This window comes from Inhella inkyongensis (genome assembly GCF_005952805.1).
Lineage (GTDB): Bacteria > Pseudomonadota > Gammaproteobacteria > Burkholderiales > Burkholderiaceae_C > Inhella > Inhella inkyongensis.
On the sequence record NZ_CP040709.1, the window covers coordinates 1,037,322 to 1,057,439 of the forward strand.

20 protein-coding genes are annotated in these 20,118 nt (G+C 66.1%); 16 read left to right on the forward strand and 4 right to left on the reverse strand.

Going from position 1 to position 20,118, the window contains the following annotated elements:
• Positions 1-15: 15 nt before the first annotated feature.
• Positions 16-1,302 carry an iron-containing alcohol dehydrogenase gene (locus FF090_RS05105; RefSeq protein ID WP_246071514.1) on the reverse strand — a complete coding sequence of 429 codons (1,287 nt, stop codon included), beginning with the start codon at positions 1,300-1,302 and terminating at the stop codon, positions 16-18.
• Between the two features lie 113 nt (positions 1,303-1,415).
• Between FF090_RS05105 and ylqF the strand changes: the two genes are divergently transcribed.
• Together ylqF and FF090_RS05115 are read left to right on the forward strand one after the other, a co-directional pair.
• A complete protein-coding gene (ylqF, locus tag FF090_RS05110) occupies positions 1,416-2,432 on the forward strand; it encodes a ribosome biogenesis GTPase YlqF (RefSeq protein ID WP_138855701.1) in 1,017 nt (338 codons plus the stop codon).
• A gap of 54 nt (positions 2,433-2,486) precedes the next feature.
• A complete protein-coding gene (locus FF090_RS05115) occupies positions 2,487-5,624 on the forward strand; it encodes an ATP-binding protein (RefSeq protein ID WP_175423530.1) in 3,138 nt (1,045 codons plus the stop codon).
• Between the two features lie 82 nt (positions 5,625-5,706).
• Here the strand turns inward: FF090_RS05115 and FF090_RS05120 are convergent, their stop codons facing one another.
• Both FF090_RS05120 and FF090_RS05125 read right to left on the reverse strand, forming a co-directional pair.
• Positions 5,707-6,480 carry a tetratricopeptide repeat protein gene (locus FF090_RS05120; protein ID WP_138855703.1) on the reverse strand — a complete coding sequence of 258 codons (774 nt, stop codon included), beginning with the start codon at positions 6,478-6,480 and terminating at the stop codon, positions 5,707-5,709.
• A 10-nt stretch (positions 6,481-6,490) separates the two neighbouring features.
• Complete coding sequence (locus FF090_RS05125) at positions 6,491-7,147, reverse strand: TetR/AcrR family transcriptional regulator (RefSeq protein ID WP_138855704.1); 657 nt, start codon at positions 7,145-7,147, stop codon at positions 6,491-6,493.
• A gap of 77 nt (positions 7,148-7,224) precedes the next feature.
• Here FF090_RS05125 and FF090_RS05130 point away from each other — a divergent pair, with 77 nt between their 5' ends.
• Genes FF090_RS05130 through FF090_RS05165 form a run of 8 tightly spaced genes read left to right on the forward strand, consistent with a single transcriptional unit; the run spans position 7,225 to position 15,726 of the window.
• Entirely contained in the window at positions 7,225-8,133 is a 909-nt protein-coding gene (locus FF090_RS05130) for an ABC transporter ATP-binding protein (protein ID WP_138855705.1), read from the forward strand.
• Positions 8,130-8,891: an ABC transporter permease gene (locus FF090_RS05135; protein ID WP_138855706.1), complete on the forward strand. Its 762-nt coding sequence runs from the start codon at positions 8,130-8,132 to the stop codon at positions 8,889-8,891. The genes FF090_RS05130 and FF090_RS05135 overlap by 4 nt, the downstream gene beginning before the upstream one ends.
• 5 nt (positions 8,892-8,896) lie before the next feature.
• Positions 8,897-9,136, forward strand: coding sequence for a BolA family protein (locus FF090_RS05140; protein ID WP_138855707.1), 240 nt, complete (start codon positions 8,897-8,899; stop codon positions 9,134-9,136).
• Positions 9,136-10,416, forward strand: a complete 1,281-nt coding sequence (gene murA / locus FF090_RS05145) for a UDP-N-acetylglucosamine 1-carboxyvinyltransferase (protein ID WP_138855708.1) — start codon at positions 9,136-9,138, stop codon at positions 10,414-10,416. Before FF090_RS05140 ends, murA begins: the two co-directional genes overlap by 1 nt.
• Positions 10,413-11,096: an ATP phosphoribosyltransferase gene (hisG, locus tag FF090_RS05150; RefSeq protein WP_138855709.1), complete on the forward strand. Its 684-nt coding sequence runs from the start codon at positions 10,413-10,415 to the stop codon at positions 11,094-11,096. Before murA ends, hisG begins: the two co-directional genes overlap by 4 nt.
• The gene (gene hisD / locus FF090_RS05155; RefSeq protein WP_138855710.1) at positions 11,093-12,409 is read left to right on the forward strand and encodes a histidinol dehydrogenase; all 1,317 of its coding nucleotides are present in this window, start codon (positions 11,093-11,095) and stop codon (positions 12,407-12,409) included. Before hisG ends, hisD begins: the two co-directional genes overlap by 4 nt.
• A 40-nt stretch (positions 12,410-12,449) precedes the next feature.
• Positions 12,450-13,727, forward strand: coding sequence for a haloacid dehalogenase-like hydrolase (locus FF090_RS05160; protein ID WP_138855711.1), 1,278 nt, complete (start codon positions 12,450-12,452; stop codon positions 13,725-13,727).
• A gap of 55 nt (positions 13,728-13,782) precedes the next feature.
• On the forward strand, positions 13,783-15,726 hold the full coding sequence (locus FF090_RS05165; RefSeq protein ID WP_138855712.1) for a methyl-accepting chemotaxis protein: 1,944 nt from the start codon (positions 13,783-13,785) through the stop codon (positions 15,724-15,726).
• On the opposite strand, the gene FF090_RS05170 is transcribed toward FF090_RS05165, so the two are convergent.
• A complete protein-coding gene (locus FF090_RS05170) occupies positions 15,723-16,247 on the reverse strand; it encodes a Crp/Fnr family transcriptional regulator (RefSeq protein WP_175423531.1) in 525 nt (174 codons plus the stop codon). The two genes, FF090_RS05165 and FF090_RS05170, sit on opposite strands and share 4 nt — an antisense overlap.
• Before the next feature lie 97 nt (positions 16,248-16,344).
• Here FF090_RS05170 and FF090_RS19115 point away from each other — a divergent pair, with 97 nt between their 5' ends.
• The 6 genes from FF090_RS19115 to hisA are packed head-to-tail and all read left to right on the forward strand — an operon-like array spanning position 16,345 to position 20,118.
• Entirely contained in the window at positions 16,345-16,608 is a 264-nt protein-coding gene (locus FF090_RS19115; RefSeq protein WP_310732989.1) for a CopG family transcriptional regulator, read from the forward strand.
• The gene (locus tag FF090_RS05175; RefSeq protein ID WP_175423532.1) at positions 16,605-17,051 is read left to right on the forward strand and encodes a PIN domain-containing protein; all 447 of its coding nucleotides are present in this window, start codon (positions 16,605-16,607) and stop codon (positions 17,049-17,051) included. The genes FF090_RS19115 and FF090_RS05175 overlap by 4 nt, the downstream gene beginning before the upstream one ends.
• On the forward strand, positions 17,041-18,126 hold the full coding sequence (gene hisC, locus FF090_RS05180; RefSeq protein WP_138855714.1) for a histidinol-phosphate transaminase: 1,086 nt from the start codon (positions 17,041-17,043) through the stop codon (positions 18,124-18,126). The genes FF090_RS05175 and hisC overlap by 11 nt, the downstream gene beginning before the upstream one ends.
• The gene (hisB, locus tag FF090_RS05185; protein WP_138855715.1) at positions 18,123-18,734 is read left to right on the forward strand and encodes an imidazoleglycerol-phosphate dehydratase HisB; all 612 of its coding nucleotides are present in this window, start codon (positions 18,123-18,125) and stop codon (positions 18,732-18,734) included. Before hisC ends, hisB begins: the two co-directional genes overlap by 4 nt.
• Entirely contained in the window at positions 18,734-19,405 is a 672-nt protein-coding gene (hisH, locus tag FF090_RS05190; protein ID WP_138855716.1) for an imidazole glycerol phosphate synthase subunit HisH, read from the forward strand. The genes hisB and hisH overlap by 1 nt, the downstream gene beginning before the upstream one ends.
• A complete protein-coding gene (gene hisA / locus FF090_RS05195) occupies positions 19,378-20,118 on the forward strand; it encodes a 1-(5-phosphoribosyl)-5-[(5-phosphoribosylamino)methylideneamino]imidazole-4-carboxamide isomerase (RefSeq protein ID WP_138855717.1) in 741 nt (246 codons plus the stop codon). Before hisH ends, hisA begins: the two co-directional genes overlap by 28 nt.

Genomic DNA, 20,118 nt, shown 5'->3' on the forward strand with positions numbered 1-20,118 from the left:
TTTGCTTCTCCAGGATCAGGGGGTTTTCTTCTTGGGGGCGGCTTGGGCCCGCGTCGCCTTTGCAGGCTTCGCTGGGGCTTTGGGCAGCAGATGTCGAATCAGGCCTTCGCAGACCTCTTGCGTCATGTAGCGGGGCACGGGGTAGCCGCTGTCGGCTTCGGCGCGGGCGCCGCGGGCGATGTCGGCAATGTCCTCTTCGCGCAGGGCGTCCAACTGGGTGGGAATGGCCAGATCGCGATTGAGTTGCTCGATGGCCTCCAGGAAGCGTTCCGCCAGATCGTCGTCGCGCTCATGCATCTCGCCCAGGCGGGCGGCCACCGCCAGCTTGGCCAGGCGCGGAACGATGTCCGGCGCTGAGAAGCGCATTACGAGGGGCAGCAGCATCGCGTTGGCCAGTCCGTGGGGCGTGTGATAGCGACCCCCGAACTGGTGGGCGATGGCATGCACATAGCCGACATTGGCTCGGGTGAAGGCCATGCCGGCATAGGTACTGGCCAGGGCCATCTTCTCGCGCGCTGCCAGGTCCTTGCCTTTGGCGTAGCAGGTGCGCAGATTGGCAAAGATCAGGCCCACGGCCGCCAGCGCCAGGCCATCGGTATAGGGCGTGGCCCAGCGGCCCACAAAGGCCTCGACGGCATGGGTGAGCGCATCGATGCCGGTGGCGGCGGTGATGGCCGGCGGCAGGCCGGTCATCAGCTCGGGGTCCAGTGCCGCCACGCGCGGCACCAGGCGCGGGTCGACGATGACGATCTTGTCCTTGCGTTCGGGGTCGGAGATCACCGCGGCCACCGTCACCTCGGAGCCGGTACCGGCCGTGGTGGGCACTGCGTACAGGATGGCCGGATGGTGGCGACCCTTCAGATACCCGGCCAGCCGGCGCAGGGGCTTGGGGTTGGCGGCCGCGCAGGCAATGGCCTTGGCCGCGTCCATGCTGGAGCCCCCGCCCACGGCCACCAGGGCGTCGCAGTCCTGGTCGCGGTAGAAGGCCAGACCGCGTTCAATCAGCGGGATGGGTGCGTCGGGGGTGATCTGGTCGAACACCGCGTACTCCGTGCCGGCGGTGTCCAGTGCGTCGGTCAGGCCCTTGAGCAAGCCCAGCTTGACGATCATGGCGTCGGTCACGATCAGCAGCTTGCGGTGCCCGAAGCCGGCGATCAGCTCGCCCAGTCGCCTGATGGAACCGGGCCCCACCAGCAGCGTGGGTTGGGGGATGGGGATGTAGCGCGTGACCTTGCCTGCGCCCTTCATCAAGGTGCCCAGGCCGGCCGCGCGGGCGGCATCGGGAATCAAATCGAGGATCACGCCGTAGTCCTTTGCTTCGCACAGGTGCGCTGGATTCTGCGGCAGCTTTGCACTGACTTTGCGGCGCGGGCACCACAGGGACAATGCGCCCTTTGCAAATCGAGGCTTAGGCAATGGCGATTCAATGGTTCCCCGGGCATATGCATGCCACCCGCCAGGCCATCCAGGAGCGCATGAAGGGGGGCATTGACGTGGTGATCGAGATGCTCGACGCCCGCTGCCCGGGCTCCAGTGCCAATCCGCTGCTGGCGGCCATGACGGATCACAAGCCCAAGCTCAAGCTCTTGAACAAGCAGGACTTGGCGGACCCGGCCCGCACCGCGCTCTGGCTGGCTCACTACAACGCCCAGAGCCAGACCCGCGCTTTGGCGTTGGATAGCGGCCAGGCCGCACCCACCAAGGCCCTGGTGCAGGCTTGTCGCGAGCTGGCGCCCAATCGCGGCGGCATGGTCAAGCCGCTGCGGGTGCTGATCTGCGGCATCCCCAATGTGGGCAAGTCCACCTTGATCAACAGCTTGATGGGCAAGCGTGCGACGAAAGTGGGCGACGAGCCCGGCATCACCAAGGTTGAACAAAAGCTGGTGCTGGCCAATGACTGCTATTTGTTCGACACCCCCGGCATGCTGTGGCCGCGCATCAGCCTGCCTGAGGCCGGCCAGAACCTGGCCGCCAGCGGTGCCATTGGCCGCAATGCGTTCAGCGAAGAGGTGGTGGCGCTTGACCTCTTGATCAGCCTGCGGCGCGACTACCCGGCCCTACTGCAAGCCCGCTATGGCCTGGTCCCGGCGCAGATGGCCGACCCGCAGGTGGATGAGGAGCAACTCCTGGTGGCCATCGGCCGCAAGCGCGGCGCTGTGCAGAGCGGCGGGCGGGTCAATCTGCAAAAGGCGGCCGAGGTCTTGATCTACGACTTCCGCCAAGGCGTACTGGGCCGCATCACGCTGGAAACACCCGAGGAGTTCGCCCGCTGGGCCGAAGCCGCTGCGGTGGCCGATGCGGCGCGCGAGGCCAAACGCGAGGCCCGGGCGGCCAAGCGGCGCAAGGGCTCGGGTCTGCGCGATCCGAACAGCGGCGACCCCGAGGGTGATGCGGGCGACGAGGACGCAGAGGACGCGCGAGAGTTGAACTGAGCGCTTCCGCGCCGTTGCAGAATGCTCTGGGGTAATCAAGCCTGGAGCATGCGAATGAAGCGGCTGGTCGGGTCAGGTTCAGGGTCAGGATGGGTCTGGCGGGTGGGCCGGGCGCTGGCGGTGGCTGGCCTTGGCTTGATGCTGGGTTTGGGCCAGATGCAGGCTCAGCCCGCGTCAGCACCGCCGGTTCAGCCGGGTGCGGAGTCTGAGCGTGTACTGGTGGTCGGCAGCGAGATCGACTACCCGCCGTTTGCACTGGGGCAGGTGGATGGCGTGCCCGACGGCTTCACGGTGGAGTTGTGGCGCGCCGTGGCCGAGCAGATGGGCCTGCGCTATCGCTTTCGGGTGCGGCCTTTTGACGAGCTGCTCGGCGAGTTCCGGGCCGGCAAGGTCGACGTGATGATCAATCTGGCGCAAAGCCAGAAGCGCGAGCAGTTCGCCACCTTCACCGCGCCCCATGTGGTGTCCTACGGCGCGGTGTTTGCGCGCAAGGGCCAGCTGCGCTTTGACAGCGAAGAGCAGCTCAAGTCGCGCGAGATCATCGTCATCAACGCCGACCTCCCGCATGACCATGCGCTGGCCCAGGGCTATCAACGCCTGACCACGGTGCGCGATGTGGCCGAGGGCATGCGGCTGTTGGCCAGCGGGAAGCACGATGGCATGTTGGTCAGCCGCCTGGTGGGCCTGCAGGCCCTGAAGCTGGGCAATATCCAGGGTATTGAGGCTGTGGGGCCCCCCATCAAGGGCGTGGTGCAGCGCTTTGCCTTTGCCGTGCGCATTGGCGATGCGGAACTGCTGGCGCAACTGAACGAGGGTCTGGCGCTGGCGCACACCAATCAGACGCGGGCAAGGCTTTATGAGAAGTGGTTTGGCGACATTGACCCGCGCACCCTGACGCTGCGGGAGCGTCTTTCGGTTTGGCTGCCGGCTGCGCTGGCGGTGGCATTGGCCGTGGCGGCGGTGTTCTATCAGCGCCGGGTGATGCGACGGGCAGCCGCCAGTGCGGCTTTGCTGCAGGAGCGCGAGCAGCGCCTGGCCCAGGCCCAGCGCATCGCCCATCTGGGCAACTGGACCTGGGCAGTGGAAGGTGGCGCATTGCAAGCCTCCGATGAGCTGACCCGCATCCTGGGCCAAGACCTGGGTTGGGCGCCCAAAGGCCTGGAGGGCCTGCTGGAGGCGACGGCTCCGGCCGACCGGCCTGCTCTGGAAGTTGCGCTGCAACAGGTGCGTGAAGGCGATGGCCTGGTGATGCTGGAGCACCGCGTGTTGCGGCCCGATGGCGCCCAGCGCTACGTTCAGCACCGGCTGCAGGCCGAGCGCAGCGCGCAGATGCAATTGCTGCGTTTGCAGGGCACGGTGCTGGATGTCACGGATCGCCATCTGGCCGAAAGCCTGGTGCGTGGGCAGCGGCGCGCCTTGGAGTTGGTGGTGGGGGATGCTCCGCTGGGCGACGTGCTGAGTGCCGTGGTGGAAGGCCTTGAAGCGCAAATGCCTGGGGCCATGGGCGGGGTGTTGTTGGTGGATGCCGAGGGTGAGGTGCTGACCGGCGGTCCGGCGCCCAATCTGCCGCCGGCCTACCGTGAGGGCCTGGAAGGTTTGCGGATCGGGCCGCGCTCCGGTTCCTGCGGCACGGCCTGTCATCGGCGTGAGCCGGTGATCGTGGAAGACATCGCCGTGGATCCGCTGTGGAGCGACTTCCGCGACTTTGCGGCCAAGTACGGCATCCGTGCCTGCTGGTCCTACCCCATCCTGAGCAGCAAAGGTGAGGCCTTGGGGGCGCTCTCCCTGAGCCACACTCGGCCCAGCTCACCGCGCCAGGATCAGATGCAGTTGCTGGCTGCCCAAGCGCAGATTGCCGCCCTGGCCATTGAGAAGCGACGCGCCGATGACGCGCTGCGCCTGCTCAACGCCACCTTGGAGCAGCGTGTGGCCCAGCGGGCCACCCAACTGGGCCAGGCCAACGCGCAATTGCAGGAGGAGATCGCCGAGCGCCGCCGCGCTGAAGGCGTGCTGCAGCGCGCCAAGGCCGAGGCCGAGGAGGCCAACCGCGCCAAGTCCTTGTTCCTGGCCACCATGAGCCACGAGATTCGCACGCCGATGAATGGCATCGTTGGCACCCTGGATCTGCTGAGTGAGACCGTGCTGGCGACCGAGCAGCGGCGCCTGCTGACGACGGCCCGTGAGTCCACCGCCCTGTTGCAGCGCATCCTGGATGACATCCTGGACAGTGCGCGCATCGAGTCCGGTCGTCTGAGTCTGGAGATGGCCGTCTTCTCGCCTCGGGCCGCGGTGCGCGGGGTGGTCGAGACCGCCGCCGCGCAGGCAGCGCGTCAGGGGGTGGCTGTCCATCTGGATGTGGACGATCGGGTTCCCGATCGGGTGCTGGGTGACGAGGGGCGCTTGCGCCAGGTGCTTTTCAATCTGATCGCCAATGCCATCAAGTTCAGCGCAGGCGCAGCCACACCGGGGCGGGTGGCGGTGCGCTGCGAACTGATCGAGCGCCACTCGCAGGGGCTGCGTCTGCGCTGGTTGGTGGAGGACAACGGGATCGGCATCAGTGAAGCGGCCCAGGCCCAGTTGTTCCAGCCCTTCAGTCAGGGCGATGGCGCCACCACCCGCCGCTACGGGGGGACTGGCCTGGGCCTGTCGATCGCCAAGCGCCTGGTGGAGCTGATGCAGGGCAGTATTCGCGTGCTCAGCAGTCCGGGCCATGGCTGCCGCATGGAGGTGGAGACGGCCTTCCAGGAGGCGGCTGCGCCGGATGCCGCGAGCGGTCCTGCCCCGGCCCGAAACCTATGGGCAGGGCATGGTCAGCGTGTGTTGGTGGCGGAGGACAACGACGTGAACCAACAGGTGCTGGTGCAGCAGTTGCAGATGCTCGGCTTGCAGGCTGATGTGGCGGCCGATGGCCGCAAGGCCTTCACGCGCTGGCGCGAGGCCCAGGCGAGTGTGCCCTACGCGCTGCTGCTCACCGATTGCCATATGCCCGAATGGGATGGCTTTCAACTGGCGGCGGCCATTCGTGGGGCCGAGGCGGGCGGTGCCCGCCATCTGCCCATCGTGGCCGTTACGGCCAGCGCCATGTCCGGTGAGGCGGAGAAATGCCGGCAGGCCGGCATGGATGACTACCTGGCCAAGCCCTTCGACCTGGCCCACTTGCGCCAGGTGCTGGCCAAGTGGCTGGGAGCCTGAGACCCTGCGAGCAATTGCGCCGGCTTGGGGGCACTTTGACGCCCCCTGCGGTCACGGCCGGAATACTCACAGCCTCTGAGGCTCAGTCCTCCAGCTCTTCCTTGGCCATCTCGATGTCCAGACACTCCATCGCGTCCACGGGTTCGCAGGCGGCCGCTTCAGCGTAGAGCTTTTCGGCCTCGGCCATGCGTTTGTCGCCTTCGATCATCACCAGCCCGTTGGCGCGCTCGACGCGGGCGATGGCGCAATCCGGGTGCAGCTTCAGGGCTTGCTCGAAGAGCTTCAATCCGGTGGCGGCGTCGGCGCCTTGGGTCTTGCCCAAGAGCTTGCCGACCTTGTCGATCACCTCGGCGTGGAAGGCGCCCAGCGCGATGTGGGCGTCGGCGTGTTTGGGCGCCAGTTCAATGGTGCGTTCCAGCGCGCCCTTGATCTTTGCTCCCAGCCCTTGCGCCAAGGCCTTGGCCACGCTGATGCCCTGGCCATAGCGGCCCAGGGCATAGGCCATCCAGTAGTAGCCATTGGCGTCTTTGGGCTCTTCGGCTTGTCGACCTTCGGCGCGCTCGGCCACTTCCAGGAACAGTTCGAGCTTGGTCTTCTCGTTCTTCTCAAGGTAGGTGGCGTAGATGGCCTGTGCCTTGTTGGCGCAGTTGATGCCAGCGCCGCCGGCCTTCAAGCCGGCATCCACGGCCTTCTTGAAGTCGCCGGCATGGAAGTGGATCCAGGCCTGCTGCACCGCCTCGTCCTTGGGCCAGGGCTCGGCATCGCCCTTGTGCAGGCGGGCCCAGTGCTTCTTCAGCCCGGCCAGGTCGTAGACGAAGGCGCTGTTGTCGTAGGGGAAGGCGGTCCATTTGGCCATGGTGAACTCCTTAACTTTGGTAATTGCCGGCGAGCTTGAAGAGGTGCTCGCGGGATTCGGGCTCGAGATAGGGCATCAACAGGCTCAGCACATGGAAGGCACCGCGCATCAGGGCGCTGCCGGCACGCTCGGGCTCCAGCGCGTGGCGCGGGTCCTTCACGTACTCATAGCTCAGCCAGTAGCTCAAGAGCACCACCATGCTGGCACCCACTGCGGCGGCCTCGCGCGGGTCCATCTTCAGCGCGCCGCCGATCTTGAGCCCCGCCAATACGCCGCGCATGGCTTCCTGCTTGCGCGCCAGCACGGTCTGGAAGTGCGTTTCCAGCTTGCGGTTCTTGCTCAGCAAGTCGTTGAGGTCGCGGTATAGGAAACGGTGCTTCCAGATCAGCTCGTAGAGCGTGTGGAAGAAGAACCAGGCGTCCTCGACATTGCGCACGTTGTCGGCCGCCAGCAGCAGGTCGGCCAGTTCGGCGTCGAAGCGCAGGAAGAGCGCATTGATGAGCTCGTCCTTGGCCGGGTAGTGGTAGTAAAGGTTGCCCGGGCTGATGCTCAGCTCGGCCGAGATCAGCGTGGTCGAGACATTAGGCTCGCCAAAGCGGTTGAACAGATCCAGCGTCACCTCGAGGATGCGCTCGGCCGTGCGACGGGGCTTCTTGGGTGGGGCCATCGTGTGGTTTTCGCTCTTGAGCGGCGGACGATAACCCCAGAAACGGGCATTTCTGGGGCCAAAACTAGAATGAAGGCATGACCGCGACACCCGCCATCCGCTTCGAGCGGGTGCATAAAACCTATCGCGGCGCCCCCCAAGCGGCCCTCAGCGATGTCAGTTTCGACATCCAGCCCGGGGAATTCTTTGGCCTTTTGGGCCCGAATGGCGCCGGCAAGACCAGCCTGATCTCCATCCTGGCGGGGCTTTCGCGCGCCGATTCCGGCCGCGTGGCGGTGCTGGGCCACGATGTGGTGGGCGACTTCGCCGCCGCCCGCCGCCACTTGGGCGTGGTGCCGCAGGAGTTGGTGTTCGACCCCTTTTTCTCCGTGCGCGAGACCCTGCGCTTCCAGAGCGGCTATTTCGGTGTGGCCGCCGATGAGCGCTGGATCGATGAGCTGCTGGATAACCTGGGCCTTCTGAACAAGGCCGATGCCAATATGCGCCAGCTCAGCGGCGGCATGAAGCGCCGGGTGCTGGTGGCCCAGGCCCTGGTGCATCGCCCGCCCGTCATCGTGCTGGATGAGCCGACGGCCGGCGTGGATGTGGAGCTGCGCCAGACCCTCTGGGCCTTCATTGCGCGGCTCAACAAGGAGCAGGGCACCACGGTGCTGCTGACCACGCATTACCTGGAAGAGGCGGAGGCCCTGTGCGGGCGTATCGGTATGCTCAAGGCGGGGCGTCTGGTGGCACTGGACCGTACGGCCGCTTTGCTGGCCCACCGCAGCCACCAGGTGCTGCGCTTCAAGACCGACCAGGCCCTGCCGGCCGACATCGACGCCCGGGTCACTGGTCGTATTGCGCAGATCAAGGCGCAGGACGCGGCTGAAGTGGAGCGCTTGCTGGCCCGGCTGCGTCAAGCCCAGGTGGGCATCGAGGACCTGGAGATCGGCCGCGCCGATCTGGAGGACGTGTTCCTTGAAATCATGAATGCGAGCCACGGCTGATGGGCACTTGGACCCTGTTCAAAAAAGAACTGCTGCGCTTCTGGAAGGTGAGCTTTCAGACCGTGGCGGCGCCGGTGCTGACCGCCGTGCTCTATCTCCTGATCTTTGGCCACGTGCTGGATGGTCGGCTGCAGGTGCACGGCCTGGCCTATGGCACCTTTTTGCTGCCCGGCCTGGTGATGATGAGCGTGCTGCAAAACGCTTTTGCCAACAGCAGCTCCAGCCTCATCCAGAGCAAGATCACCGGCAACCTGGTCTTCCTGCTGCTGACGCCGCTGAAGGCGCGCGACTGGTATCTGGCCTATGTGGGAGCGGCTCTGGTGCGTGGGCTGGCGGTGGGCGCCGGCGTGGCGCTGGCCACGATCTGGATCGTGCCCTGGGCCGGCTTTGCGCCCCAGCATCTGGGATGGGCCTTGGTGTTCGGTTTGCTCGGCGCCGCGCTGATGGGCAGCTTGGGCCTGATCGCTGGACTGTGGGCCGACAAATTCGACCAGATGGCGGGCTTTCAGAACTTCATCGTCATGCCCCTGACCATGCTGGCCGGGGTGTTTTACTCGGTCGATGGGCTGCCGGGCGTCTGGCGCACGGTCTCGCACCTCAATCCCTTCTTCTTCATGGTGGACGGCTTCCGCTACGGCTTCTTCGGCGTGAGCGACAGTTCACCCTGGCTGAGCTTGGGCGTGGTCGCCACCGCCTTTGCGGCCGTTGCCGCCCTGGCCCTGCACCTCTTGAAAAGCGGCTACAAGCTGCGCCACTGATTCCCATGAGCGACCCCACCCCCCAAGAAGTCCGTGACTTCATTGCTGCTGGCCTGCCTTGTACCCATCTGGACGTGGAGGGCGACGGCCGGCATTTCTTTGCCACCATCGTCAGCGCCGAGTTCGAGGGCCTGAGCCGGGTGCGCCGCCACCAGCGCGTGTACGCCGCCCTGGGCGAGCGCATGCGCGAACAGATTCATGCCCTGTCGATGAAGACCCTGACCCCTGCGGAGCACCAAGCCTGATGGACAAGCTACTCATCCGCGGCGGCAAGCCGCTGAACGGCACCGTCACCATCTCGGGGGCCAAGAACGCCGCTCTGCCCGAGCTCTGCGCCGCCTTGCTGACCGAAGAGCCGATGGTGCTGGACAACGTGCCGCGCCTGCAGGACGTGCAGACCATGATCAAGCTGCTGCGCAATATGGGCGCGGGCGTGGAGTGGCAGGGCGACAGCCACCGCTTGCAACTCAATGCCGGCACGGTGACCAGCCCCGAAGCCCCCTACGAGTTGGTGAAGACCATGCGCGCCAGCATCCTGGCCCTGGGGCCCTTGCTGGCTCGCTTTGGCGAAGCCACGGTCAGCCTGCCGGGTGGCTGCGCGATCGGCTCGCGCCCGGTGGATCAGCACATCAAGGGCCTGCAGGCCATGGGTGCAGACATCCGTGTCGAGCATGGCTACATCATTGCCAAGGTGAATGGCCGCCCGAACGGGAAACTGCAGGGCGCGCGCATCACCACCGACATGATCACGGTCACTGGCACCGAGAACTTCCTGATGGCCGCCTGCCTGGCCGAGGGCGAGACGGTGCTGGAGAACGCCGCCCAGGAGCCCGAGGTCACCGACCTGGCCGAGCTGCTGATCAAGATGGGCGCCAAGATCACGGGCCATGGCACCAGCCGCATCGTGATCCAGGGCGTGGAGCGTCTGCATGCGCCGCAGGAAGCGCACAGCATCGTGCCCGACCGCATCGAGGCCGGCACCTTTCTGTGCGCTGTGGCAGCGGCCGGCGGCGATGTGGCCCTGGTGGGCTCACGCGCCGACCATCTGGACGCCCTGATCGAAAAGCTGCGCGAGGCCGGGGCCAGCATCAATGCCATCAACGGTCAGCTGCGCATCAGCATGAGCACGCGGCCTCTGGCAGTGGGCTTTCGCACCAGCGAGTACCCGGCCTTCCCCACCGACATGCAGGCTCAGCTGATGGCGGTGAATTGCGTGGCCAGTGGCATGGCGCGCATCAGCGAGACCATCTTTGAGAACCGCTTCATGCACGTGAACGAGCTGGTGCGTCTGGGCGCCCATATCGAGGTGGATGGGCATATGGCAGTGGTCAGCGGGGTGGAGCGCCTGAGCGGCGCCACCGTGATGGCCACGGACCTGCGCGCCTCGGCCAGCCTGGTGATCGCCGGTCTGTGTGCCGATGGCGAGACCGTGGTGGATCGCATCTACCACCTGGATCGTGGCTACGAGCAGATGGAAGCCAAGCTGCGCGGCCTGGGCGCCGATATCGAACGGATCTCGGCATGAGCCTCACGCTGGCGCTCAGCAAGGGCCGTATCTTTGACGACACCCTGCCGCTGTTGAAGGCGGCCGGCATCGAGGTGCTGGACGACCCCGAGAAAAGCCGCGCGCTGATCCTGCGCACCAATCTGCCCGATGTGCGCGTGGTGCTGGTGCGCGCCAGCGATGTGCCGACCTATGTGCAGCATGGCGGCGCTGATGTGGGTGTAGCGGGCCTGGATGTGCTGTTGGAGCACGAGGCGGGTCCTTATGGTGGACAGATCGGCGGTGGGGCATTGCTGCGTCCGCTGGATTTGCGGATCGCGCGCTGCCGGCTCTCGGTGGCTACCCGCACGGATTTCGACTATCAGGCCGCGGTGCGCCAGGGCGCACGCATCCGCGTGGCCACCAAGTACACCCAGCTGGCGCGCCAGCACTTTGCCGACAAGGGCGTGCACGTCGATCTGATCAAGCTCTACGGTTCGATGGAACTGGCGCCCCTGACGGGTCTGGCCGACGCCATCGTCGACCTGGTCAGCAGCGGCGCCACGCTCAAGGCCAATGACTTGGTCGAGGTCGAGCACATCCTGCCCATCTCGTCACATCTGGTGCTGAATCCGGTGGCCGCCAAGCTCAAGCGCGAGCGCATCCGGCCGCTGCTGCAGGCCCTTCAATCCGCTGTGTCGTCCTCTCCCGCTCTCGCATGAACATCACCCGCCTCTCGACCGTCCAAGCCGATTTCGACGTCCAACTGCAGCGCCTGCTGCATTGGAGCGAAGAGACCGACAGTGGCATCGAGCAGGTGGTGGCCGGCATCCTGGCCGAGGTGCGGACCCAGGGCGATGCGGCGGTGCTGGCGCGCACCGGCCAGTTCGACGGTGTGTGGGCCAGCTCGGTGGCCGAGCTGGAGATTCCCGCGGCCGAACTGAAAGCCGCTTTTGAGGGCTTGCCGGCGGCCCAGCGCCAAGCGCTGCAGACCGCCGCCGAGCGCGTGCGCCGCTATCACCAGGCGCAGGCCCAGGCCTGCTGCCAGGGCTTTGAATTCACGGACGAGGAGGGCAACCGGCTCGGCCAGCAGGTCACGCCGCTGGACCGTGTGGGCATCTATGTGCCCGGCGGCAAGGCGGCCTATCCGAGTTCGGTGCTGATGAATGCCATCCCCGCCCAGGTGGCCGGGGTGGGCGAGATCATCATGGTGGTGCCCACGCCCAAGGGCGTGCGCAACGAGCTGGTGCTGGCGGCCGCGCATCTGGCCGGCGTGCACCGGGTGTTCACGATGGGCGGCGCGCAGGCCGTGGGGGCCCTGGCCTTCGGCACGGCCACGATCCCGCGCGTGGACAAGATCACCGGCCCGGGCAATGCCTATGTGGCGGCGGCCAAGCGTCGGGTGTTCGGGCAGGTGGGCATCGACATGATTGCCGGCCCCAGCGAAATCCTGGTGTTGGCCGATGGCACGGTAAATCCGGACTGGGTGGCCATGGATCTGTTCAGCCAGGCCGAGCACGATGAGCTGGCGCAAAGCGTCCTGCTCTGCCCGGATGCCGCCTACATCGAGGCCGTGGCCGCAGCCATGGAACGGCTGCTCCCCGAGATGCCGCGCGCGGCGGTCATCCGCGCCAGTCTCGAGGGCCGTGGCGGGCTGATCCACACCCGCAGCATGGAAGAGGCCTGTGCGCTGAGTAACCGCATCGCCCCTGAGCACCTGGAAGTGAGCGCCGCGCAGCCGCGCCAATGGCTGCCGCATTTGAAGCATGCCGGCGCGATCTTCCTGGGGGCCTTTGCCTCGGAGTCCTTGGGCGATTACTGCGCCGGACCCAACCATGTGTTGCCCACCAGCGGCACGGCGCGCTTCAGCTCGCCGCTGGGGGTCTATGACTTTGTCAAACGCTCAAGCCTGATCGATATCAGCGCACCGGGTGCGCAAGTGCTGGGGCCGGTGGCCGATGTTCTGGCGCAGGGCGAGGGGTTGGCGGCGCACGCCTCCTCGGCTCGCCTGAGGTTGGATTCGGCTCTGCGGTGACTATGCTTGCGGCTCCCGAAATCTGATTCAAGGAGCGCGCATGAAACGTCGTCAACTCTCCGGCCTGCTGGGCATGGCCGGTCTCGCCACCTTGGCCCTACCGCAGCAGGCCAGTGCCAAGGGTCACGAAGGCAAGGGGATGGGCCACGGGGCGGGCCATGACATGCTCGGAGCCGGTGCTTTTGCCCCTGTGGTGAAGGCGCGTTTCCAGGCGGTGTTGCGCAAAGCGGCCAAGTCCAAGCAGCGCCCCTACGCGGTGTTCGACTGGGACAACACCTCGATCATGAATGACACCGAGGAGGCCCTGTTGATGTACCAGATCAACCAGCTGGCCTTCGCCATGCCGCCCGAGCAGTTCCAGGGCGCGATCACGCGCAACGTGCCTCCCGGCAATTTTCTGCCTGCCTTCAAGAATGCAGCCGGCGAGCAGACCTCGCTGGAGACCGTGGTGGCCGATCTGATGAGCGACTACCAGTTCCTGTGGGCCAATTACAAAGGCATGAAGGGATCGCGCAGCCTGGAGGAAATGCACGCCACCGAGCAGTTCCAGGACTTCCGCGCCAAGCTCTACTTCCTGTACGAAGCCATCAACGATACCCATGGCACGGCAGTTGGCTATCCCTGGGTGGTCTATCTATTCGGTGGGCTGACGGTGGAGCAGGTTTCGGCCCTGGCCGAGGCCTCGAACGACCATGGTTTGGGTGATGCGCTGCGCAAGGTCAAGCACACCAGCCCGGCCTCATTGCCTGGCAAGGCGGGGGTGGTGACGGTCTCGCAGAACTTAGGTCTGCGCCTGACCCCGGAAATTGCCAACATCATGGCGGCGCTGCGTCACCATGGCGTCGATGTCTACGTTTCGACCGCCTCCTTGGAAGACGTGGTGCGGGTGTTTGCCAGCACGCCGAAGTACGGCTACCACGTCAAGCCCGAGAACGTGATTGGCCTGCGTCTGGAGATGGAGGGCAATGTCTACAAGCCCGAGTACCGTAAAGGCTGGCCGTTGAACTGGGGGCCGGGCAAGACCGAAGTCATCAAGCGCGAGTTGCAGAGCAAGAAGGGTTACGGTCCCTTGATGGTGTTTGGCGACAGTGATGGCGACTACGACATGCTGCGCGACTTCCCCGATACCGAGTTCAGTTTGATCGTCAATCGGCTCAAGAAGGGGCCGATCGGGACGCTGTGCAAGCAGGCGGTTGAGCAGGCCGCATCGGCCGCGCCACGCTTTGTCCTGCAAGGCCGTGATGAGCGAACCGGTCATTGGTTGCCCGAGGATCAGATGATCAAGCTCGGCACTACAGTGAAGAAGCTGTTGCCCTGAAGTCGCTTTGGAGGGGGCCTCGCCCCCTCGAGATGTCACCTTTGCAGGAGTGAGCATGTCTTTGTTGTCGAATGCCAGTTTGCGCACCCGTTTTCTGATGGCGGTGGCCGCCGTGGTGTTGTTGGCCTTTGCCGGTGCGATCGGCGTGTTGATCTTCAAGGCCAGCGCGCAGCAGCAGGACTTGATCGAGGCGCAGGCTGATCAGATGGCGGAGGCCCAGGCCCAGGAGGCAGCGCGCGCCCTGGAGTTGGCGCTGGACATGACGCGCAGCACGGCGGCCGCCCTGCGCGGTCTGCGTCTGCAAGGCGGGGTGGATCGGGCGCAGGTGGATGCGCTGCTGAAGTCGGTCTTGGAGGCCCATCCGACCGTGCTGGCCATGGGCACCGCCTGGGAACCCAATGCCTTTGATGGCAAGGATGCCGAGTATGTGGGTAAGCCGGTGCATGACGACACCGGGCGTCTCATTCCCTACTGGAATCGCGGCAGCGGCACGATTGCGGTCGAGCCCCTGGTGGACTATGAGAAGCCGGGCGCGGGGGATTGGTATCTGATCCCGCGCAAGACCGGTGAGCCGCTGCTGACCGAACCCTATCTCTACAAGGTAGGGGGGCAGGATGTGCTGATGACCACCACGGTGGTGCCCATCAAAGAAGGCGGCAAGTTCCTCGGCGTGGTGTCGGTGGATTTGGCCTTGAGCGCATTCCAACGCCGCATCGAGGCCATCAAACCCTATGGCACGGGTTATGCCGAGCTGATCTCCAACGGGGGTCTGCTGGTGGGCGGGCGGCCGGGCGCCAAGCTGGGCGAGCCCGCAGCGCTGAGTGCCGAAGCCAAAGCGGCCATTGCGGCCGGCAAACCCCTGGTGGAGCGGGTGCAGGATGCCGATCTGGGATGGGTGACGCGTCTCTACCATCCGCTGAAGATTGGCGAGACCCACACGGCGTGGTCCTTTGGCGTGACGGTGCCCGATGCCCAGGCTCAGGCCGGACTGCGCCAGCTCCAAGGCTGGGCGCTGGGGCTGGCCCTGTTGGGCATCGCGGCCACCAGCCTGGCGCTTTACGGGCTGCTGACCACCCTGGTGCTGCGGCCACTCGGCGGGGAGCCCAAGACCGCCAAACGCGTGGCCGAGCAGGTCGCGGAAGGTGATTTGACGGGGGACATTGAGCTGCAACTCGGCGACCACAGCAGCGTGATGGCGCAGTTGCAGCAGATGCAGCATTCGCTCAGCCAGGTGGTGGCCTCGGTGCATCAGGGCTCTGACACGGTGGCGAGCGCCAGCGCCGAGATCGCACGCGGCAATATGGACCTGTCGACGCGAACTGAGCAGCAAAGCGCCGAGTTGCAGCGCACGGCGGCTTCGATGCAGGAGTTGGAGCAGCAGGTGCAGCGCAGCGAGAACCAGGCCCAGCATGCGCGCCAGTGGGCCGAGGAAGCCTCGGGCGTGGCCGAGCGCGGCGGTCAGGTGGTGGGCGACGTGGTGCGCACCATGGCGGACATCAACACCAGCTCGCGGCGCATCAGCGACATCATCAGCGTGATCGATGGCATCGCCTTCCAGACCAATATCCTGGCGCTCAACGCCGCCGTCGAGGCCGCGCGTGCGGGTGAGCAAGGGCGTGGCTTTGCCGTTGTGGCCGGCGAGGTGCGCTCGCTGGCCGGCCGTTCAGCCGAGGCCGCGCGTGAAATCAAGACCTTGATCAACGCCAGCGTGGAGTCGGTGGAGGCCGGATCGGCCCTGGTGGACCGTGCCGGCCAGACCATGGGCGAGGTGGTGCAGGCCATCCAGCGCGTCAGCCAGGCCATGGCCGAGATCACCCAGGCCAGCCAGGCGCAGTCAGCCGGGGTCACGGTGGCCAGCCGGGCCATCGAGGCGCTGGATGCCAACACCCAGCAGAACGCCGCCTTGGTCGAGGAGATGGCCGCAGCGGCCGAAGGCCTGCAGCGTCAGGCGCGCGATCTGGTGGATGCGGTGGCCGTGTTCAAGGTCAGGGGCGCTTAGCGCTGCTGCTGTTCGCCCACCAGTTGCATATACATCTCCAACTGCGCGTCGAGCTCTCGAATGCGGCCGGCCATGCGCCGGCCCAAGGCGGCCAGCAGATGCGCGGCGACGGCTGGATTGACTTGCAGCAATTGATGCAGGGCCTGGCGCCCGAGGGCGGCCACCTTGGCCTCGCTCAATGCCGAGCAAGAGGCCGTGCGCGGCCCGCCGTCTAGCAGGGCCACCTCCCCCAGCAGATCACCGGGCCCCACCACCGCCACCTCGATGGACGCGCCGGCCACCACGGTGTGAACCGAGATTTGCCCTTCGAGCACCAGCAGCAGATGCCCGGTGTGCAGTTGGTCGCCCTCTTGCATCAGGGTGGCGCCCTTGGGCACGTCGACCAGGCGCAGATAGGGCAGCAATTGCTCGGCGTCCGCGCGGCTGAAAGGGCTGATCGGCCCCTCTTCGGTCAGCATCTGGACCGCCAGTTGGGCCAGTCCTGGGGCCTCCTGCAGCGATCGGGTGCGAGATCCGCTCATGGGCAACTCCGTCAGAAGAGGCGGCAAGCCTACCTGCAGCTTTCGCGCGGGACGGACCCGGGATAACGCGACACGAAAATCGTGCAACACGAATTTCGTGTCCGAATTCGTGTCCAATAGCGGCATGGCCTTGCGCAACATCACGATCACCATGGAAGAGAGCGTCGCCGAATGGGTGCGCATGGAGGCCGCGCGCCGCGACACCAGCGTGTCGCGTCTGGTGGGTGAGTTGCTGGCCGAAAAAATGCGCCATGACGATGCTTATGCGCGCGCCATGGCCGACTGGCAGCAACGCCAACGACGCTGGAAGGGTGCGGCGACGCCCACGCGGGCCAAGCGGCAGCGCGGGAGTGGCGAGTGAGCACGGCGCCGGTGTTTGTCGACGTGGGCGTGTTGCTGGCCAGCGAGGACGGCCGCGAGCCCGAGCGCCAGCGCCGCGCACTGGCCTGGCTGGCCCAGCTGTGGGAGCGCCGCTGCGGTCGCCTCAGCATCCAGGTGTTGAACGAGTTTTATGTGGCGGCCACCCGCCAGGCCAAGCCCATGATGATGGGGGACGCACGCGCCGAGGTGCGCCGCTACCAGCACTGGCAGCCCTGGCCGCAGGACGCGGCCACCTTCGAGGCCGCTTTTGCCGTGGAGGCCCGCTACGGTCTGAGCTACTGGGACAGCCTGGTGCTGGCCGCGGCCCAGGCCCAGGGTTGCCGCTATGTGCTCAGTGATGAGTTGCCCGAGGGGCAGAGCTTTGACGGCGTGACCGTGCTCAATCCCTTCAAGACCGGTGTGGAGGTGCTCGATGCGCCATGACGCCATCGCAGCGCAGGTGCTGCGCCAGGACGTTCAGGCCCTGCAGGCCTATGCGGTGCAGCCCTCGGCGGGTTTTATCAAGCTGGACGTGATGGAGAACCCCTATCGGCTGCCGGCGCATCTGCAGGCCGAGTTGGGCCAGCGCCTGGGTGCCGTGGCGCTGAACCGCTATCCGGCCGAACGCATTGAGGACTTGCGCGCGGCCTTGGCCGCACACGCCCGGCTGCCCGAAGGCTGCGCATTGATGCTGGGCAATGGCTCGGACGAGCTGATCAGCCTGCTCACCCTGGCCGTCGCCCGCCCCGGCGCCACGGTGCTGGCTCCCGAGCCCAGCTTTGTGATGTACCGCCTGGCCTGCCAGCTTTTGGGTGCGCAAAGCGGTCCGCGCTTTGTGGGCCTGCCTTGCCGCGCGGAAGACTTTGCGCTGGATGTGCCGGCCCTGCTGGAGGCCATCGCCAAAGAGCGGCCGGCCCTGCTGTGGCTGGCCTACCCGAACAACCCCACCGGCACGCTCTGGGATGCCGGGGCGATCGAGCAACTCATCGGTGCCATGCAGGGCCACGGCCTGGTGGTGATGGACGAGGCCTACCAGCCCTTTGCCGAGCGCGACTCGATGGACTGGCTGCGCCGCCATCCTCATGTGCTCTTGATGCGCACCCTGAGCAAATTCGGCCTGGCCGGCGTGCGCATCGGCTATCTGATGGGCCGCAGCGAGTGGGTGGCGCAAATCGAGAAGCTGCGCCCCCCTTTCAATGTGAGCGTACTGAACGCCGAGGCCGCGTTGTTTGCGCTGGAACATGCGCAAGTCTTTGCGGAGCAGGCAGAGGCGATTCGCACTGAGCGCGAGCGCCTCTTTGGGGCGCTGCAGGCCCTGCCCGGTGTCACCCCCTTTCCCAGCCAGGCCAATATGGTGCTGGCGCGCTTTCCGGATGCCGCGGCCACCTTTGCACGGCTCAAGGGGCAGGGCATCCTGGTCAAAAACGTCGGCGGTATGCATCCGCTATTGCACAACTGCCTGCGCCTGACCGTTGGCACGCCCGCCGAGAACACCGCTTTGATCGAGGCCTTGAAATGACTTGCTCCCCCGTCAATGCACGCCGTCGCGCCGAGGTCGAGCGCAACACCGCCGAGACCCAGATCCGCGTCACCCTGGACCTCGATGGCAGCGGCCAGGCCCGACTGAACTCCGGCATCGGCTTCTTTGATCACATGCTGGACCAGATCGCCCGCCATGGCCTGATCGACCTGACCGTTGAAGCTCAGGGCGATCTGCATATCGATGGTCACCACACCGTTGAGGATGTCGGCATCACGCTGGGGCAAGCTTTTGCGCAGGCCTTGGGCGACAAGCGCGGCATTCAGCGCTACGGCCACGCCTATGTGCCCTTGGATGAGGCGCTCAGCCGCGTGGTGCTCGACTGCTCGGGCCGCCCCGGACTGCATATGGATGTGCGTTTCACGGCCGGGCAGATCGGCCAGCTCGACACCCAACTGGTGTTCGAGTTTTTCCAGGGCTTCGTCAACCACGCCGGCGTCAGTCTGCACATTGACAACATCAAGGGCCAGAACGCGCACCACCAGTGCGAGACCATCTTCAAGGCCTTTGCGCGCGCCCTGCGCATGGCCATCACGCTGGACCCGCGAAGCGCTGGCGTCATCCCTTCGACCAAGGGCAGCCTCTGATGCCCACCGTGCTCGTCCTCGACTACGGCATGGGCAATCTGCGCTCGGTGGCGCAGGCTGTGCGCGCGGCGGCGCAGGGCCTGGCGCTGGACGTCGTGGTCGGGCATGAGGTCGCCCAGGTGCAGGCAGCCGATCGCATCGTGCTGCCCGGCCAGGGCGCGATGCGCGACTGCATGGCGCACTTCGCCGCCAGCGGCGCTCAGGCCGCGGTGCTGCAGGCGGTGGCCCAGGGCAAGCCCTTGATGGGGGTGTGTGTGGGCATGCAGATGCTGCTGGAACACAGCGAGGAGCAGGACACGCCAGGTCTGGGCCTGCTGCCGGGGCGGGTGCGTCGCTTCGATCTGGCGGGCCGCGTGCAAAGCGATGGCAGCCGCTTCAAGGTGCCGCAGATGGGCTGGAACCGGGTTCGCATGAGCCGTGAACACCCCTGCTGGGAAGGGATTCCGAGCGGTTCGCACTTCTACTTTGTGCACAGCTACTTCGCTGAGCCGGCGCGGGCCGAGGACGTGGCTGCCCGCACCGACTACGGCGGCGACTTCGCCTGTGCGCTGGCCCGGGATAACATTTTTGCCACGCAATTCCACCCCGAGAAAAGCGCAGACTTGGGCCTGCGCCTCTACCGCAACTTCCTCACCTGGACGCCATGCTCCTCATCCCTGCCATCGACCTGAAGGACGGCCACTGCGTGCGCCTGGCTCAGGGCGACATGAATGCTGCAACCACCTTTGGAGAAGACCCGGCCGCAATGGCGCGGCGCTGGCTGGATGCCGGCGCCCGGCGCCTGCACCTGGTCGATCTGAATGGCGCATTCGCCGGCAAACCCGTCAATGAGGCGGCGGTCAAGTCCATCCTGCGCGAAGTGGGTGATCAGATCCCGGTGCAACTGGGTGGCGGCATCCGCGACCTCGACACCATCGAGCGCTATCTGGATGACGGCATCAGCGCCGTCATCATCGGCACGGCGGCCGTGAAGAACCCGGGCTTCATCCGTGACGCCTGCACCGCCTTTGGCGGCCACATCTGGGTGGGCCTGGATGCACGCGATGGCAAGGTGGCCACCGAGGGCTGGAGCAAGCTCAGCGGGCACGAGGTCGGTGACCTGGCCAAGAAGTTCGAGGACTACGGTATCGAGGGTGTGATCTATACCGACATCGGTCGCGACGGCATGCTCAGCGGCATCAATATCGAGGCCACGGTGCGCCTGGCTCAACAGTTGAGTATCCCGGTGGTGGCCAGCGGCGGCCTGGCGGGTTGGGCCGACATTGAGGCCCTGTGCAAGGTCGAGGACGAGGGCATCAGCGGCGTGATCTGTGGCAAGGCCATCTACACCGGCGCGCTCGATTTGGCCGAGGCGCAGGCGCGCGCCGACGCGCTGGCGACCTGA

What these genes read in the sequence shown, in the direction of transcription:
- hisH (WP_138855716.1), top strand. Translation starts at nt 18,734, where the DNA reads ATGCCCACCGTGCTCGTCCTCGACTACGGCATGGGCAATCTGCGCTCG.
- FF090_RS05130 (WP_138855705.1), top strand. Translation starts at nt 7,225, where the DNA reads ATGACCGCGACACCCGCCATCCGCTTCGAGCGGGTGCATAAAACCTAT.
- hisC (WP_138855714.1), top strand. Translation starts at nt 17,041, where the DNA reads ATGCGCCATGACGCCATCGCAGCGCAGGTGCTGCGCCAGGACGTTCAG.
- FF090_RS05165 (WP_138855712.1), top strand. Translation starts at nt 13,783, where the DNA reads ATGTCTTTGTTGTCGAATGCCAGTTTGCGCACCCGTTTTCTGATGGCG.
- hisD (WP_138855710.1), top strand. Translation starts at nt 11,093, where the DNA reads ATGAACATCACCCGCCTCTCGACCGTCCAAGCCGATTTCGACGTCCAA.
- FF090_RS05170 (WP_175423531.1), bottom strand. Translation starts at nt 16,247, where the DNA reads ATGAGCGGATCTCGCACCCGATCGCTGCAGGAGGCCCCAGGACTGGCC.
- FF090_RS05140 (WP_138855707.1), top strand. Translation starts at nt 8,897, where the DNA reads ATGAGCGACCCCACCCCCCAAGAAGTCCGTGACTTCATTGCTGCTGGC.
- murA (WP_138855708.1), top strand. Translation starts at nt 9,136, where the DNA reads ATGGACAAGCTACTCATCCGCGGCGGCAAGCCGCTGAACGGCACCGTC.
- FF090_RS05120 (WP_138855703.1), bottom strand. Translation starts at nt 6,480, where the DNA reads ATGGCCAAATGGACCGCCTTCCCCTACGACAACAGCGCCTTCGTCTAC.
- FF090_RS05115 (WP_175423530.1), top strand. Translation starts at nt 2,487, where the DNA reads ATGAAGCGGCTGGTCGGGTCAGGTTCAGGGTCAGGATGGGTCTGGCGG.
- hisA (WP_138855717.1), top strand. Translation starts at nt 19,378, where the DNA reads ATGCTCCTCATCCCTGCCATCGACCTGAAGGACGGCCACTGCGTGCGC.
- ylqF (WP_138855701.1), top strand. Translation starts at nt 1,416, where the DNA reads ATGGCGATTCAATGGTTCCCCGGGCATATGCATGCCACCCGCCAGGCC.
- FF090_RS05125 (WP_138855704.1), bottom strand. Translation starts at nt 7,147, where the DNA reads ATGGCCCCACCCAAGAAGCCCCGTCGCACGGCCGAGCGCATCCTCGAG.
- hisG (WP_138855709.1), top strand. Translation starts at nt 10,413, where the DNA reads ATGAGCCTCACGCTGGCGCTCAGCAAGGGCCGTATCTTTGACGACACC.
- hisB (WP_138855715.1), top strand. Translation starts at nt 18,123, where the DNA reads ATGACTTGCTCCCCCGTCAATGCACGCCGTCGCGCCGAGGTCGAGCGC.
- FF090_RS05160 (WP_138855711.1), top strand. Translation starts at nt 12,450, where the DNA reads ATGAAACGTCGTCAACTCTCCGGCCTGCTGGGCATGGCCGGTCTCGCC.